Genomic DNA, 14,339 nt, shown 5'->3' on the forward strand with positions numbered 1-14,339 from the left:
TGTCCGTTGTCGTTCTATCTGAGGCAGGTGCGGGCGTCTGACCTGCGGTGCCTCAGATCAAATGGCGATCCTGTTGCGGGTGGTTTGTCATCTGATCTGAGGTAAATAGGCCGGATCCTGGCCGCCTACGGGGAGGCGTGTTCGTCGGCGGCTCGCTGGCGTGGGGTATGGCCCTCGAGGGGTTCCGACCCGGCCGCTGGGACGTGCTTGGCGCCCCTGGTTTTCCTGGCCGGCGTTGCCGTGAACATGTACGCTCCTCGCGGCCACTAGCTTTCGGCCGCAATCGCCCGTCGCAGCGCGGTCAGTATGACGTCACGGCTGGGCAGATCCAACCGACAGACGTCACCCGTCGGCGGCCGATCGGGACGCATCACATCGGTGCCGTCAATCAGTATCGACGGTGACGGAAAGGGTCCGACCCGCTCAACGATCGCCGTGTTGATCCCGACCACGGCCAAACAGTCGACCAGCATTTCATGGGCCGTTGCCGCGTTCGGACAGCCCGGGCTGCTCAGAATCTCAATCCGCATCCCACGGTCTCCCAACACCCGTCATTAGCATCTCAGGTGGGATGCTCCTATAGATTGTCAAGGGCTGACCGCTGGGTCTTCGGGTGTGGGTGTGAATCGTGTTGGGCGCGTGAGTTCCTGGTAGATCTCGCGGGCGATGGCCCGTTTGAGGCAGCGCATGATGTCCTTCTTTGACAGTCCTTCGGCGGTTCGCCGGCGAGCATAGGCGCGGGTGCGTTCGTCATATTTCAGCCGCACGACAGCGACGGTGTGAAGTGCTTTGTTCGCTGCCCGGTCGCCACCCCGGTTGAGCCGGTGGCGGTTCGTGCGTCCCGAGGATGCCGGGATAGGAGCAACACCGGCGAGATGGGCGAAGGAGGCCTCGGAACGAAGCCGTTCGGGGTTGTCGCCGGCACTGACCAACAGTTGTCCGGCGACCTCGGTGCCGACGCCAGTCTTGGCCAGCAGACCTGGAGCAGCAGTGGTGGTCAGCTCATCCAAGACGATGTCGAGCTCTTTGATCTCGTCATTGAGCGCCAGGTGGCGGCGAGCCAGGGATCGAAGCGTAAGTCTGATCGCTGCCGCTGGCGCCGAGAGGTCTGTTCCGGGGCGCAGACGCGACAGCGCCTGGATCAATGCAACGGTTCCCAACGGTTTCATGTGCTCACGCAAGTCCATCGGGCCGGTGATCAGCAGTCCGCGAATCTGGTTGATGCACTGAGTCTTTGCCTTGACTGCCGATCGCCGAGCCACGCGAAGACAACGGATGGACTCCACGATGCCGTCTCGTGATTTCGGAACGCTGTCGGCTCGCCCGGAGGCTACCGCTTGGGCTGCTGCGTAGGCATCAACGGGATCAGACTTGCCATTGGCGCGCCGGGTCGCACGGTCGGGCCGGTTGACCTCGAGCACCGCCAGGCCCGCTGCCGTCAACACCCGGCCCAGTTGGGCTCCGTAGGTTCCGGTGCCTTCCACTCCCACACCGGCGACCGATCCGATCGAGGAGATCCAGTCCAGGAGGCTGCGGTAGCCGTCCGGATCGGCGGGGAATTCTCGGTCGCCGAGGTGGCGTCCGAGTTGGTCGATGACAGCAACGTGGTGCGTATCGGCGTGGGTGTCGACCCCGACAAAGACAGCGGTCGATGCGGCAGGCATTGGCCTCCTTCAGTGGTACTGATACGGACAGCACCCTGAGCGCGGGCCGATGGGACAAGACAGTGATGGGCCCCGTTGCTACGACAAGCTCCTATAAGGTCACCAAGCACGCCCTCAACGGGTGCATGGGCTCAGTGACGGACCGGCAGATCCCACTCAAAGGCAGCCATCCGGCGCCGGTCAATTTTCGGGCCAGGCCCGCCACCAAGCTCCGAAACAATGATCACTGTCAATTTTCGCGACCCGGTGACAGTTGCAGCCGGAGTTCGACGCGCCCGGTAGCTCGGCGATTTCGGGTACGCCGTGGCAGGCGCACTCCCTTGCGGCGAGTTCAAGCCGCGGCTCGCCGCTGCTGCGGTCGCAAAGTGTGCCGAGACGCGTCTATGCCGGCCATTTCTTGCGCCTGCTCGGCTGCGGTCTGCCCTAGCCGGACCAAATCCGCTCGCTCCTGGACCGAAAGCGGCTGTTCGCCAGCGACATCTGGCCGCTGGCCGTCACCGCTGCGGGCCTGGGACATCAGCCACCGCTCATCGCGCACCCATGTATGCAGCAGGCTCGTGTCCACGTTTAGCTGGCGGGCTACCTCAGCGACTCGCCGCTGCCCGTCGATCACCATGTGCGCGGCCGTGACTCGATACTGCGGGGTGAATGAGCGCCGATGTTGTGGCATACCTACTGGCTTCACGAATCCCACGTCGCGCTATCTGGGATGTCCACCATGTGGGCGGTCTGGGGCGATCCTTGTCGGGTGTGGCGGCCGAAGCGGCGTAGCCGCAGCGAGTTGGTGACCACGCTGACCGAGGAGAGCCCCATCGCCGCTCCCGCGATGATCGGGTTGAGCAGACCGAGTGCGGCTAGGGGGATCGCGGCGGTGTTGTAGCCGAAGGCCCAGCCAAGGTTCTGGTGGATCGTGCGCAGCGTCTGCCGCGAGAGCGCGATCGCCTCCACAACACCGTCGAGCCGGCCGGACATCAGCGTGATGTCGGAGGCCTCGATGGCCACGTCGGTGCCGGTGCCGATCGCAATGCCCAGATCGGCCTGCACCAGCGCGGGGGCGTCGTTGACGCCGTCGCCCACCATCGCGACCACCCGCCCCTGGTCTTGTAGCCGCTCGATCTCGGTGACCTTGTCCTGCGGCAGCACCTCAGCCAGGACGTGATCGATGCCGACCTGTGTGGCGATCGCGGCGGCGGTGCGCGCGTTGTCGCCGGTGATCATGGCGACCTGCAAGCCCATGGCGTGCAGTTGAGCGACCACGTCGGCGGCGTCGTCCTTGACCGTGTCAGCGACGGCGAGCACGCCCACAACGTGGTCGTCGCGGCCGACGAACACCGCGGTGCGGCCCTGCTCTTCGAGTTCGGCGGCCGCCGCCGCAAGGTGCTCAGGCAGCAGCAGCTCGTGGTCGTCGACAAGTGTGCGACGTCCGACCAGCACGGTGCGGCCGTCGATCTGGGCCTGCACCCCGTGGCCGGCGAGGCTGGCGAACGCCGTGGCGGCCGGAATCTGCAACCCCAGCTCGCGCGCGGCCGCGACGATCGCCGCGCCGATGGGGTGCTCGGAGCCCGACTCGACCGCGGCGGCGATCTGCAGCACCAGATTGGGCTGGCGCCGCTTGCCGGCAATCACATCGGTGACCCGCATCTGGGCGCGGGTCAGCGTGCCGGTTTTGTCGAACACCACGGTGTCGATCTTCTTCGACGCTTCCATCACCTCGCCGCCTTTGACCAGGATCCCCAGCTCCGCGCCGCGGCCGGTGCCGACCGTGATCGCCGTGGGAGTGGCCAGGCCCAGCGCACACGGGCACGCGATGATCAGCACCGCCACCGCGGCGGTCATACCGGCGACCGGGTTGGCGGCGATCAGCGTCCACCCGGCAAACGTCACCGCGGCAACCCCGACGACGGCCGGGACGAACACCGCCGAGACCCGGTCAGCCAGTCGCTGTACCGGCGCCTTGCCGCCCTGTGCCTGCTCGACCAGGCGCACAATCTGCGCCAGCGCGGTATCGGCGCCGACGGCGGTGGCGCGCACGGTCAGCAGCCCGTCGATGTTGACCGTCGCACCGGCAACACGGTCGCCCACCGATTTTTCGACCGGGACGGACTCGCCGGTCAGCATTGACTCATCGACGACGGCGCGCCCGTCGGTGATCTCGCCGTCGACCGGGATCTTCTCCCCAGGCCGTACCCGTACCAGGTCTCCGACTTGTACCTGATCAACCGGCACGAGAATTTCTTGCCCGCCGACGAGCAGGCAGGCTTCCTTGGCGCCCATCTCCAAAAGCTTGCCGATCGCCTCCGACGCCTTGCTCGTGGATCTGGCCTCGAAATAGCGACCCAGCACCACGAACGCAATGATCAGCGCCGCCGTCTCGAAGAACAGTGCGCCACCGGCGAACAACTCATACGTGGAGTAGCCGAATGCGGTCAATGTGCCCAGTGTGATCAGCGTGTCCATGTTGGCGCTTCCCGCCCGCGCCTGCTGCACCGCGCCGCGCAGGAACGGCCACCCGGCGACGAATTGCACCGGTACCGTCGCCGCGAACGCCAACCACCCCGCCCACGGATAGGCGCCGAACACCATCGTCGACACCGACGCCAGCAGCGCCAACGGCATGGCCAGCCACAACCGCCGCAACCAGTTCCGCTGCTCACGCCTGTTCAGTTCACCCGAGGACGCCGTGCCGCACGCACCGCCCTGTCCCTGCCCGCAGCCGCCACTACCCTCGGTGTCGCGCGGCGCGTCGCTATCGGGCCGGGCGCCCAGTAATCGGCGGAGTCCACCGATGGCCTTGCGCACCACCCCGGGGGTGCGCGCATCGCCGGAATGCGGGGCACGGGTGGGCACCAACTCTGCAGGGATGTGCTCGGCTACGCCGATCGCCGACAGCACCGCCGCGGTGTCGCAGCGCTGCGGCGAATACTGGATCACCACCGATGCCGTGCGCGGATAGGCCGTCACCGCCTGCACACCGGGCACCGTGGCCAGAGTCTCCTCGATCGCGACGGCCCGGACCGCATCGACATGAAATCCGGTGATGCGCAGCCGCATCCGCCCGGACGCGTCCGATACGACCGTCGCCGTGGCGTCGGCGGCCGGCAGGACCTCAGTCGTCATGGCCGTCGCCCGGGCTCGTCACGATCGCCGGTTCGGTGTCCTCTCCGGCGCGCTCTCGTGCCTCGGCAACCACGTCGGCGACCGTCAATCGGATCTGTTCCGTGTTCGTTTCGGCCGTGCGCTGCGCTTCGCGGGCGGCCCGGATGCCCCACGCGGTCACAGCAACGGTTGCCGTGCGCAACGGAACCTTCGCCACGGCCGTGCGCACTGCCTCATACGCCGCAACCCCCACCACCCCGGTTACCACCGTGGGCGCCGCCTTCATCAAGAACCCATGCCACGCCATACCAAGCACTCCCTTCCCGTCGTTGCACCGCCAAACGGTGACCAGTCGGCCACGGTCGCTGCGGAGCGACACGAACCCATCCTTGACCTTCCAGTACAGTGGAAGGTCAAGGATGGGTTCCATGCAGATCGGCGAACTAGCGAAACTCAGCAATACCAGCGCGAAAACCATTCGCTTCTACGAGAACGCGGGGCTGCTCCCGCCACCGGCACGCACGGCGTCGGGGTACCGCGACTACGGGCCCGAGGTCGTGGATCGGCTGCGGTTCATCCATCGGGGCCAAGCCGCCGGGCTGACCTTGCAGAAGGTGCGCCAAATCCTGGCGATCCACGACCGCGGTGAGGTGCCGTGCGGGCACGTGCAACAGGTCCTGCACACCCGTCTGGACCAAGTCCGCGCGCAGATCGCCGAACTGGTCGCCCTCGAAGGCCACCTGCAGACCCTTCTCGACCACGCGGCGCACGCCGCGCCCACCGAACATGACCAGTCCACGGTGTGCTGGATTCTGGAAAGCGACCTGGATGCCGACGCCACCGTCGGTCCCGGCCACTAGACCATGAACAGCACCGAAATGCGTGAGTGGTCATGGACTGATGCGTGGTTGCCGGCCGCCCTGCTGGGTGTGGCGGGGGTGGGCTGGTGGTGGTCAGTGGTCAGCATGACCGGCGACGCCATGTCTATGGACACCGAGCCAGGAATGCCCATGGAGACCGCGCCAATGATGTCGTTCGCCGGTTTCCTCATCGCGTGGGTGGCCATGATGGCCGCGATGATGCTTCCTGCGGTCCTGCCCGTCGTTCGCGCCTACGCCCGCGCCGCCACCGGCAGCGCCGCTCCAGCGATCGTCTTCGTCGCCGGATACCTGGCCCTGTGGAGCGCCACCGGGATCCCCGCCTTCTGGGCGTGGAGCCACCTCAACGGGCCACTGGCACACGGATCACCGTGGGTCGGCCGCCTGGCCGGCGCCATAGCGCTGGCCGCCGGGATCTATCAGCTCACGCCGCTGAAAGCAGCGTGCCTGCGGCACTGCTACTGGCCATTGTCGGTTTCCCCGCCGTGCGGCAAGTACCACGACAGCCCGGCCCGGGCGCTTCGTGCCGGTGGGCGCTACGGCGTCTTTTGTCTGGGCAGCTGCTGGATGCTGTTCGTAGTCATGATCGCCTTCGGCACCATGCAATTGGCGTGGATGCTGGCGCTCTCGGTGGTGATCTGGCTGGAGCGAGTCGCCTCCTTCGGCGATTGGCTCACGCGCGTCACGGGGGCGGTGCTCGTAATCCTTGGCGTTGTGCTGCTGGTGCACCCCGCGTTGGTCATCAACCTTGTCTAGCGAGGAGTTAAGTCATGACGACGACGACACAACCACGCACCCGCCCCTGCGCTTTAGCGGCGACATTTTGATCTGGCTGTCCGCTGTCGTTTGATCTGAGGCGCTGCTGGCCGTTTGACCTGCGGCGCCTCAGATCCGTGCGCTTGAGCACAGTATTGCGGGGTTGATCGAGGATGCCGGTGCTGCCTGCGTGAGCGGGTCCAGTGCCGAGTGCCCAGTTCTCGAAGAACTGACTGAACCGGCAGTGCGGCATTCGATTTGAACGCCAACGCATTGCCGTGTTCACGTCGGTTCCCGTGGGTTGGCTCTCTGAGTATGGTGTGCGGGGCAGGTGTCTGTCACGGGTACGCGCACGGGTCGACGATCGGGTTGTGGGGCTGCCGCGTCCGGAAGCCGGGGACGCCCCGATGCCCCGGCACGGTCTCCTAAGATCAGCAATCATGGTGGCGCGTTCAATCCTGTTATTCGTCCTGGCTGCGGTCGCCGAAATCGGCGGTGCCTGGCTTGTCTGGCAAGGCGTCCGCGAGCAACGTGGTTGGCTCTGGGCGGGACTCGGCGTCATCGCGCTAGGAATGTACGGGTTCGTCGCCACCCTGCAGCCCGATGCCCATTTCGGCCGGATCTTGGCCGCCTACGGCGGCGTATTCGTCGCCGGCTCGCTGGCGTGGGGCATGGCCCTCGACGGGTTCCGACCCGACCGTTGGGATGTGATCGGCGCCCTGGCCTGCCTGGTAGGCGTTGCCGTGATCATGTACGCCCCTCGCGGCCACTAGCTCAGCATCACGTGGCGGCCGGGCAGGCCCAAACCGACCCATCGGGGGCGGATCGGGACGCATCACCTCGGCCCCGCCGATCAGTATCGACGGTGACGGAGACGGGCCGGCACGCTCAGCGATCGCCGTATCGATCCCGGGTACGGCCAGACAGTCGACCAGCATTTCATGGGCCGTTGCCGCGTTGGATAACCCGGGGGGATCTCAGTGGCGCAACAGGTTTCGGTGACTGTGGGTTTGGGTTATGTAGTGGTGCCAGGTAGCAGTTCGGCGATCAGGGTCTGGACGCGGTTGGCGATGTCGTCGCGGATGGAGCGGACGACCTCAAGGGCTTGGCCGGCGGGGTCGGGCAGTTTCCAGTCCCGGTAGGTGACTCCCGGGAAGTATGGGCAGGTGTCTCCGCAGCCCATGGTGATCACGACGTCGCTGGCTTGCACCGTGTCGGCGGTGAGCACCGCGGGGCTGTTGGCTGTGATGTCGATGCCCAGTTCGGCCATCGCGGCAACGGCCGCCGGGTTGACTTGGTCGGCGGGTTCGGTGCCCGCGGAACGGACCTCGATGCGGCCACCGGACTGGTGGATCAGCAGTGCGGCCGCCATCTGGGAGCGACCGGCGTTGTGCACGCAGACGAACAGGACGCTGGGTTTGTCGGCCATCAGCGGGCACTGCGTGATTGGGACTCGGGTCCGAAGAGGCGGGTACGCAGCGCCAGGGACACGTAGACGAGTCCGACCAGCACCGGTACTTCGATGAGCGGGCCCACGACCCCGGCCAGGGCCTGCCCGGAGGTGGCGCCGTAGGTGGCGATCGCGACGGCAATCGCGAGTTCGAAGTTATTGCCGGCAGCGGTGAACGCCAACGTGGTGGTGCGCTCGTACCCGACGTTGAGGAGGGCGCCGAGCAGGTAGCCGCCGGCCCACATGATCGCGAAGTAGGCCAGCAGCGGCACCGCGATGCGGGCGACATCGAAAGGCCGGGAGGTGATCTGATCACCTTGAAGGGCAAACAGGATGACGATGGTGAACAGCAGTCCATAGAGTGCCCAGGGGCCGATGCGGGGCAGGAATTGCGACTCGTACCAGGTGCGGCCTTTGGCGCGTTCGCCTAGGCGGCGGGACAGGTACCCGGCCAACAGTGGGACGCCGAGGAAGATCAACACCGATTTGGCGATCTGCCACGGGGAGACCTCGATCCCGGTCTGGGACAGGCCCAGCCAGCCCGGCAGCACCGACAGGTAAAACCAGCCCAGCGCGGCGAACATGAGAACCTGAAAGATCGAGTTCAACGCGACCAGCACTGCGGCGGCCTCGCGGTCCCCGCAGGCCAGGTCGTTCCAGATGATGACCATGGCGATGCAGCGGGCCAGCCCGACGATGATCAACCCGGTGCGGTATTCGGGCAGATCGGGAAGTAGCAGCCACGCCAGGGCAAACATCACCGCCGGCCCGATCAGCCAGTTCAACACCAGCGAGGACGCCAGCAGTTTGCGGTCGGCGGTGACCTCGCCGAGCTGGTCGTAGCGGACTTTGGCCAGCACCGGATACATCATCACCAACAGCCCAAGGGCGATGGGCAGCGAGACTCCGTCGACCTCAATGGCACTTAGGCCCGCGCCCAGGCCGGGCACCAGCCGCCCCAGCAGCAGGCCGGCGGCCATCGCTACCCCGATCCATACCGGCAAGAGCCGGTCCAGGGTGGACAGCTTGGCGGCCACTGCGGGTGCAGCAGTCGATATGGCGGTGTCACTCATGAGGTTTCTCTCCCGTGGCGCGAGCGGCGTACCGCTTCACTGGCAGCTGTCAACGTGAGGTGGGTCGGGGCGCGGTGGCGCGGTCGTTCGCTGCGGCTGTCTCAATCAGACGATGCGGCGGGTTTGGTGGCGTGGATGATCGCGCCGTGCATCCCTTCGGCCACCTGGTGGGTGAACGTGACCGTGGCATCGGTGAACCCGGCCGCGGCCAGTCCGTCGAGGTACTCCTGGCGGGACAGCGCTCCGGCGATGCAGCCGACGTAGGAGCCGCGTTCGGCGCGCTCGGCCGAACTGAGGTGGTCTTCGGCGACGACGTCGGAGATCCCGATCCGCCCGCCGGGGACCAGCACCCGGAACATCTCGGCGATCACGGCCGGTTTGTCGGCGGACAGGTTGATCACGCAGTTGGAGATCACCACATCGACGGCGGCATCGGGCAGCGGGATGTCTTCGATGGTGCCCTTGCGGAACTCGACGTTGGTGACACCGGCCTTGGCTCGGAATTCTTCGGCGTTCCGCCTCGCCAAGGCCAGCATCTCGTCGGTCATGTCGACGCCGTAAGCAAACCCGTCCGGGCCGACCCGGCGCGCCGACAACAAAACGTCGATCCCGCCGCCAGAACCCAGGTCAAGCACCCGCTCTCCGGGGTGCAAGTCAGCGACCGCGGTCGGGTTACCGCAACCCAGGCTGGCCGCAACCGCTTCAGCGGGAATCTCGGAGTGCTCGTCGTCGCCGTAGAGACCGGCGCCGAAGATGGTCCCGATATCGGCTGAGTCGCTGGACCCGCAGCAGCTCGCGGCGGTCAGCACATCGCTGTTGGTAGCGCCCCCGCTGATCGCGGTGGCGGCGGCGCCGTAGCTGGCCCGGACCTGATCACGCAGCTCATTGTGTTCGGCGGTCATCGCACCTACTCTTTCCATCGACAGACATCTATGTGAGCAGTGTGCGGGAAACATCGATGACTGTCAATGCGTGTGTCATACTGGGGCCATGCCCGCCGCGATCGCCTCCCCGACCGAACGCGATGACTCGTTGCTGGTCGCTGACGTTGCGGCGTGCTGCAGCCCGATCACCGACGGCGTACTCGACGCGGCCGCCGCCGAGCGGCTGGCCGGCGTGCTCAAGGCGCTGGCCGAACCGACCCGGCTACGGCTTGTGTCAATGATCGCGGGCCATGAGGGCGCCGAGGCGTGTGTATGCGACCTGACCGCTACTGTGGGGCTATCCCAGCCGACGGTGTCGCATCACCTCAAGATCCTGGTCGAGGCCGGCCTGCTCGACCGAACCCAGCGCGGCAAGTGGGCGTACTACCGGCTGGTGCCCGCGGCCCTGGATGCGCTCGGCGGGGTGTTTGTTGTCCGTTGTCGTTGTGGCTGAGGCAGCGCTTGAGGGCCTGACCTGCGATGCCTCGGATTCAGTGACGGCCGCCGCTACCTTGAGTTGTCCTGCCGCCGGGTGTCTCGTGCTGGCCCCGCAAGAGGCGTTATGCGTCCGGCGCGTACGCCGTTGGCGATGACGACGACTTCGGCAAGCTCGTGCACCAGTACGACCGTGGCCAGGCCGAGGGTTCCGAACATCGCCAGCGGCATGAGCACGGTGATGATGCCCAGGGAGAGTCCGACGTTTTGCACCATGATCTGCCGGGAGCGTCGAGCATGTGCTAGTGCGTGGGGCAGGTGCCGCAGGTCTTGGCCCATCAGGGCGACGTCGGCGGTTTCGATCGCGACATCGGTTCCCATGGCGCCCATCGCGATTCCCAGGTCGGCGGCGGCCAGGGCCGGAGCATCGTTGACGCCGTCGCCGACCATCGCGGTGGGCCGGTGAGCGCCCAGTTCTGCGATCAGGTGAGCCTTGTCCTCGGGGCGCAGTTCGGCATAGACGTGCTCGATGCCGGCTTGGGCGGCGAGCGCCGCCGCGGTGGCGTGATTGTCGCCGGTGAGCATCGTCACCTGGTAGCCGCCGGCACGTAGCGCGGTGATGACCTCGGGAGCTTCTGGGCGTAGTTCGTCGCGCACGGCGATGGCACCGAGCAGCCGGTCATCGCGTTCTACGAGCACCGCTGTGGCCCCGGCTTGTTGCATGTGCGCTACGTGATCGGCGAGGTCGGCGGGGTCGATCCAGCCGGGCCGGCCCAGCCGGATGGCTTGCCCGTCGAGGTGGCCGGTCAGCCCAGCTCCGGCAACGGCGTGCACGTCACTCGCGGCGGCCACCGGCGCTTGGGTAGCGGCCAGGACGGCCGCGGCCAGCGGGTGTTCACTGCGGGTTTCCAGCGCGGCCGCGACCGCCAGCACCTCTTCGCGGGTGGCGTCGTTGGTGGTGGCGATGTCGATGACGGTGGGCCGGTTGGCGGTCAAAGTTCCGGTTTTGTCCAGCGCGATCCCACTGATGGTGCCCAGGGCTTCCAGCGCGGCACCGCCCTTGATCAGTACCCCGATCTTCGAGGCGGCACCGACTGCCGCCACGACGGTCACCGGCACGGCGATGGCGAGCGCGCACGGGGACGCGGCGACGAGCACCACCAGAGCGCGTTCGATCCACACCAGCGGGTTACCGAAGATGCTGCCCGTCCCGGCGATCAGCGCCCCGGCGATCATGATGCCCGGCACCAACGGCTGCGCGATCCGATCGGCCAGGCGCTGGCTGGCGCCCTTGCGGGCCTGTTCGGCTTCCACGATCTGCACGATTCGCGCCAACGAGTTGTCCTCAACGGTCGCGGTGACCTCCACCTGCAGCACTCCGGACCCGTTGATCGACCCGGCGAACACCTCATCACCGGGTCCGGCCTCTACCGGCACCGATTCGCCGGTAATCGCCGAGACGTCCAGGGCGGTGCGCCCGGCAACAATGATGCCGTCGGTGGCCAGGCGTTCCCCGGGTTTGACAATCATCTGATCACCGACGCGCAGTTCGGCTGCGGCCACCACGGTTTCGACACCTGCGCGCAAGACCGTGGCCTGATCCGGCACCAGCGCCAGCAGAGCACGCAGGCCGCGGCGGGTACGGGCCACCGCGTATTCCTCCAAACCCTCGCTGATGGAGAACAAAAACGCCAGCATCGCGGCCTCGCCGACCTGACCGAGTCCAACAGCGCCGAGCGCGGCGATCGTCATCAACGTGCCGACACCGACACGGCCCTCGGTCAGTCGCCTAACGGTTGAGGGCACGAACGTCGAAGCGCCCACCGCGAGCGCCACGACTTTCAATCCCAACGCCACCGGCCCGAATGGAGTCAGCCACGCCGTCACCAGTGAGGCTGTCAGCACCACCCCGGAGAACGCGGCCCGCCGCAGCTTGACAACGCCCCACAGCCGCTCCGACTCAGGGTGGCTGTCGTCGTGGTCGCAGCAGCCATCGCTTCGTTGCACTGGTCGTTGTGAAACCCTGTCAGCTTGCTCGCCGGATAGCGTCCGCTCGCTCCAGTCGAGGATTCTCTGCACCACACCGGGGTTGCCTCCCTCGACCGAGTGCGGCGCCCGGGCGGGCACCGACTCGGCAGGGATGTGCTCGGCGGCGGCGATCGCCGACAAAATGGCAGCGGTGTCGCAGCGCTCGGGTGAATACCAGACCACCACGGAAGCCGTGCGCGGATACGCGCGGACCGCATCCACACCAGCCACCGTGGCGACCGAGTCCTCGATCGCGACAGCCCGCACCGCGTCGAACCGAAACCAGTTAGCACGCACCCGTATTCGTCGCGCACCCGCAGACACGACAACCAGCGCGGCCCCGTGATCGGAGGAAACCTCAGCAGTAGGCACAATCGACCTTTCCCCGTGAAAACGGCTAACCCATCACTTGGCAGCAGTCGTCATCGTCAGCCTTGGCGGCGGGCGGCCGAGGGGCATCGTCGCCGATGCGTCCGCGGGCTTCGGCGACCACGTCGGCGACTTTCAGCCGGGCCGACTCCGCTGCTACCTCTGCGCTCCGAGTTCCGCGCAGTCCCCACTCCGTCACGGTCACCGCTGCCCGGTGAACCGGCGCCGTGCCCACCGCCTTGCGCAGCACCTCGTAGGCGCTCACCCCGACCAGCCCGGTGAACACTGTCCCGGCTGCTTTGGCCACGAACCCATGTATAGCCACTGCTTATCCCTTCTGTTCTGCCAACTCACTACGATTGAGCGACCGCGATCTTCAAGGTCACCGGATCGCTGCCACTGATGGTCATCGACCAACGGTGGCCTCGGCTGCGCCCGATGCGGCGTCCTCGCCGACACAGGGCTGGTCGGTATCCACCGCCAAAACAACCTGGACCAGCTCGCCCAGAGCACGGGCGAGGTGAGGGTCGGCCAGCGCGTAGCGAACCTGCCGGCCCTCATAGGTCGCGATGACCAGCCCGCAGCCCCGCAAACACGACAAATGATTGGACACATTCGACCGTGTCAACCCCAGCTGCGCAGCCAACTGGCCCGGGTAGCACACCCCATCGAGCAGTGCCACCAGAATCCGACACCGCGTCGGATCCGCCAGCGCTCGGCCCAGCCGAGCCAGCGCCGATTCCCGCGTCTCACACGTCAGCATGCACCAAACAGTACAGCCGATACTGATATGTCAGCAAGGGCTGAATTGTGCCATGGCTCCACACGCCGCCGTCAGCCCTGACGCCGCCCAGCTGGCCCAGCCGGGCACGGTGATCGCGGGGATTGACCTGGTCGTGGTTTCCACGCGTCGAAGTGGTGTGCGCGGCGGGTGGCGCTGAGTTGTTGATCGTGGATCCACTGTTCGATGGGGCGGGTTTGGTCGCGGTGCTGGGGAAACCGGGCGCTGACGTTGACGTAGACCGCATCGACGGCGCGGGCACGGGCGGGTGTGGCTGGCGCGGTGCCCCAGATCCGGCGATGAGCGCCGGCCAGGATGGCGGCCAAGGCGATCAGGTCCGGGTAGGCGCCGATGTGCGTGTCGGCGTCGGCGCGGGCAGGCGGCAGCGTAAACGGGCTGGTGCTGCGTGCCCAGCAGCGGTGAATCCGCGCGGCATCCCTGACCGCGAAGCGCGCAGCGTCGCCGTGACACCGATCCAGTCGGGCATGGCGCTGCGCTGCGGCGATCACCGCGGGGGCGCAGCGCAGATCGCGTTGATCGTCGAGGGTGGAGGTGCCTGCACCGATCCATCGGCGGTGGCGGCAGCAGACGGTCGCGTAGTCGGGCAACCAGCAGTAGACCGGCTCATAGACACCGCGGCGTGCCATGCACAGGCGGCATGCGGGCCGGGCGTGGCGGCGTTGGCGGGTGGTGTCGCGGTCGGGGGCGGCCAGCCCGATGAGCCGGGCGTGAAGGATGCCCACGGGCTGGCCGCTGGCGGTTGCCAACCAGTCCGGCCGGGGACGGCAGATCGCTGGACCGTCGGCCAGGTAGCGCCGCAGACCTCGGGGTTCTAGGTGGTTGGCGTGCGCGAGCCGATCAAGATAGGACTGCACCGTTTCGCCAC

At 67.0% G+C, this 14,339-nt stretch carries 14 protein-coding genes and 2 pseudogenes; 5 read left to right on the forward strand and 11 right to left on the reverse strand.

From position 1 onward, the window contains the following. Positions 1-108: 108 nt before the first annotated feature. Positions 109-270 (forward strand): annotated as a pseudogene (locus AC0KS4_RS10020) (YnfA family protein); the annotation flags it as partial. Here AC0KS4_RS10020 and AC0KS4_RS10025 read toward each other — a convergent pair. From AC0KS4_RS10025 to AC0KS4_RS10045, 5 genes are all read right to left on the reverse strand, one after another. After that, a complete protein-coding gene (locus AC0KS4_RS10025; protein ID WP_007172605.1) occupies positions 267-530 on the reverse strand; it encodes a hypothetical protein in 264 nt (87 codons plus the stop codon). The pseudogene AC0KS4_RS10020 and the gene AC0KS4_RS10025 sit on opposite strands and share 4 nt — an antisense overlap. 57 nt (positions 531-587) lie before the next feature. Continuing rightward, the gene (locus AC0KS4_RS10030; protein ID WP_238955752.1) at positions 588-1,664 is read right to left on the reverse strand and encodes an IS110 family RNA-guided transposase; all 1,077 of its coding nucleotides are present in this window, start codon (positions 1,662-1,664) and stop codon (positions 588-590) included. A gap of 331 nt (positions 1,665-1,995) precedes the next feature. Further along, positions 1,996-2,334: a transposase gene (locus AC0KS4_RS10035; RefSeq protein ID WP_033718757.1), complete on the reverse strand. Its 339-nt coding sequence runs from the start codon at positions 2,332-2,334 to the stop codon at positions 1,996-1,998. A gap of 11 nt (positions 2,335-2,345) precedes the next feature. Next, positions 2,346-4,715: a copper-translocating P-type ATPase gene (locus AC0KS4_RS10040; RefSeq protein WP_089150873.1), complete on the reverse strand. Its 2,370-nt coding sequence runs from the start codon at positions 4,713-4,715 to the stop codon at positions 2,346-2,348. A gap of 55 nt (positions 4,716-4,770) precedes the next feature. After that, entirely contained in the window at positions 4,771-5,067 is a 297-nt protein-coding gene (locus AC0KS4_RS10045; RefSeq protein ID WP_033718771.1) for a DUF1490 family protein, read from the reverse strand. A gap of 121 nt (positions 5,068-5,188) precedes the next feature. On the opposite strand from AC0KS4_RS10045, the gene AC0KS4_RS10050 reads away from it, so the two are divergent. The 3 genes from AC0KS4_RS10050 (at position 5,189) to AC0KS4_RS10060 (ending at position 7,167) form a co-directional block, all read left to right on the forward strand. Continuing rightward, positions 5,189-5,620: a heavy metal-responsive transcriptional regulator gene (locus AC0KS4_RS10050; RefSeq protein WP_007170246.1), complete on the forward strand. Its 432-nt coding sequence runs from the start codon at positions 5,189-5,191 to the stop codon at positions 5,618-5,620. Positions 5,621-5,623: 3 nt separating this feature from the next. Further along, positions 5,624-6,394, forward strand: a complete 771-nt coding sequence (locus AC0KS4_RS10055; protein WP_007170247.1) for a DUF2182 domain-containing protein — start codon at positions 5,624-5,626, stop codon at positions 6,392-6,394. A gap of 440 nt (positions 6,395-6,834) precedes the next feature. Beyond that, positions 6,835-7,167: a YnfA family protein gene (locus AC0KS4_RS10060; RefSeq protein WP_007170248.1), complete on the forward strand. Its 333-nt coding sequence runs from the start codon at positions 6,835-6,837 to the stop codon at positions 7,165-7,167. A 242-nt stretch (positions 7,168-7,409) separates the two neighbouring features. Here the strand turns inward: AC0KS4_RS10060 and arsB are convergent. Then, positions 7,410-8,917 (reverse strand): annotated as a pseudogene (gene arsB, locus AC0KS4_RS10065) (ACR3 family arsenite efflux transporter). Between the two features lie 101 nt (positions 8,918-9,018). Then, on the reverse strand, positions 9,019-9,819 hold the full coding sequence (gene arsM / locus AC0KS4_RS10070) for an arsenite methyltransferase (RefSeq protein WP_007170251.1): 801 nt from the start codon (positions 9,817-9,819) through the stop codon (positions 9,019-9,021). An 88-nt stretch (positions 9,820-9,907) separates the two neighbouring features. Between arsM and AC0KS4_RS10075 the strand changes: the two genes are divergently transcribed. Further along, the gene (locus AC0KS4_RS10075; RefSeq protein ID WP_007170252.1) at positions 9,908-10,294 is read left to right on the forward strand and encodes an ArsR/SmtB family transcription factor; all 387 of its coding nucleotides are present in this window, start codon (positions 9,908-9,910) and stop codon (positions 10,292-10,294) included. 53 nt (positions 10,295-10,347) lie between these two features. Here AC0KS4_RS10075 and AC0KS4_RS10080 read toward each other — a convergent pair whose 3' ends face one another. The 4 genes from AC0KS4_RS10080 to AC0KS4_RS10095 all read right to left on the reverse strand — a co-directional run bounded on the left by AC0KS4_RS10080 (position 10,348) and on the right by AC0KS4_RS10095 (position 14,328). Further along, complete coding sequence (locus tag AC0KS4_RS10080) at positions 10,348-12,636, reverse strand: heavy metal translocating P-type ATPase (protein WP_033718775.1); 2,289 nt, start codon at positions 12,634-12,636, stop codon at positions 10,348-10,350. Between the two features lie 64 nt (positions 12,637-12,700). After that, positions 12,701-12,997 carry a DUF1490 family protein gene (locus AC0KS4_RS10085; RefSeq protein ID WP_033718759.1) on the reverse strand — a complete coding sequence of 99 codons (297 nt, stop codon included), beginning with the start codon at positions 12,995-12,997 and terminating at the stop codon, positions 12,701-12,703. An 81-nt stretch (positions 12,998-13,078) separates the two neighbouring features. Further along, positions 13,079-13,435 (reverse strand): Cd(II)/Pb(II)-sensing metalloregulatory transcriptional regulator CmtR, encoded by a 357-nt coding sequence (gene cmtR / locus AC0KS4_RS10090; RefSeq protein WP_007170255.1) that lies wholly within the window; start codon positions 13,433-13,435, stop codon positions 13,079-13,081. A 71-nt stretch (positions 13,436-13,506) separates the two neighbouring features. Next, on the reverse strand, positions 13,507-14,328 hold the full coding sequence (locus AC0KS4_RS10095; protein WP_065018912.1) for a hypothetical protein: 822 nt from the start codon (positions 14,326-14,328) through the stop codon (positions 13,507-13,509). Between the last annotated feature and the right edge of the window lie 11 nt (positions 14,329-14,339).

This window comes from Mycobacterium sp. NTMscope_MAC_12 (assembly GCF_976985675.1).

What these genes read in the sequence shown, in the direction of transcription:
- AC0KS4_RS10075 (WP_007170252.1), top strand. Translation starts at nt 9,908, where the DNA reads ATGCCCGCCGCGATCGCCTCCCCGACCGAACGCGATGACTCGTTGCTG.
- AC0KS4_RS10055 (WP_007170247.1), top strand. Translation starts at nt 5,624, where the DNA reads ATGAACAGCACCGAAATGCGTGAGTGGTCATGGACTGATGCGTGGTTG.
- AC0KS4_RS10030 (WP_238955752.1), bottom strand. Translation starts at nt 1,664, where the DNA reads ATGCCTGCCGCATCGACCGCTGTCTTTGTCGGGGTCGACACCCACGCC.
- AC0KS4_RS10045 (WP_033718771.1), bottom strand. Translation starts at nt 5,067, where the DNA reads ATGGCGTGGCATGGGTTCTTGATGAAGGCGGCGCCCACGGTGGTAACC.
- AC0KS4_RS10050 (WP_007170246.1), top strand. Translation starts at nt 5,189, where the DNA reads ATGCAGATCGGCGAACTAGCGAAACTCAGCAATACCAGCGCGAAAACC.
- AC0KS4_RS10025 (WP_007172605.1), bottom strand. Translation starts at nt 530, where the DNA reads ATGCGGATTGAGATTCTGAGCAGCCCGGGCTGTCCGAACGCGGCAACG.
- AC0KS4_RS10060 (WP_007170248.1), top strand. Translation starts at nt 6,835, where the DNA reads ATGGTGGCGCGTTCAATCCTGTTATTCGTCCTGGCTGCGGTCGCCGAA.
- cmtR (WP_007170255.1), bottom strand. Translation starts at nt 13,435, where the DNA reads ATGCTGACGTGTGAGACGCGGGAATCGGCGCTGGCTCGGCTGGGCCGA.
- AC0KS4_RS10040 (WP_089150873.1), bottom strand. Translation starts at nt 4,715, where the DNA reads ATGCGGCTGCGCATCACCGGATTTCATGTCGATGCGGTCCGGGCCGTC.
- AC0KS4_RS10035 (WP_033718757.1), bottom strand. Translation starts at nt 2,334, where the DNA reads ATGCCACAACATCGGCGCTCATTCACCCCGCAGTATCGAGTCACGGCC.
- arsM (WP_007170251.1), bottom strand. Translation starts at nt 9,819, where the DNA reads ATGACCGCCGAACACAATGAGCTGCGTGATCAGGTCCGGGCCAGCTAC.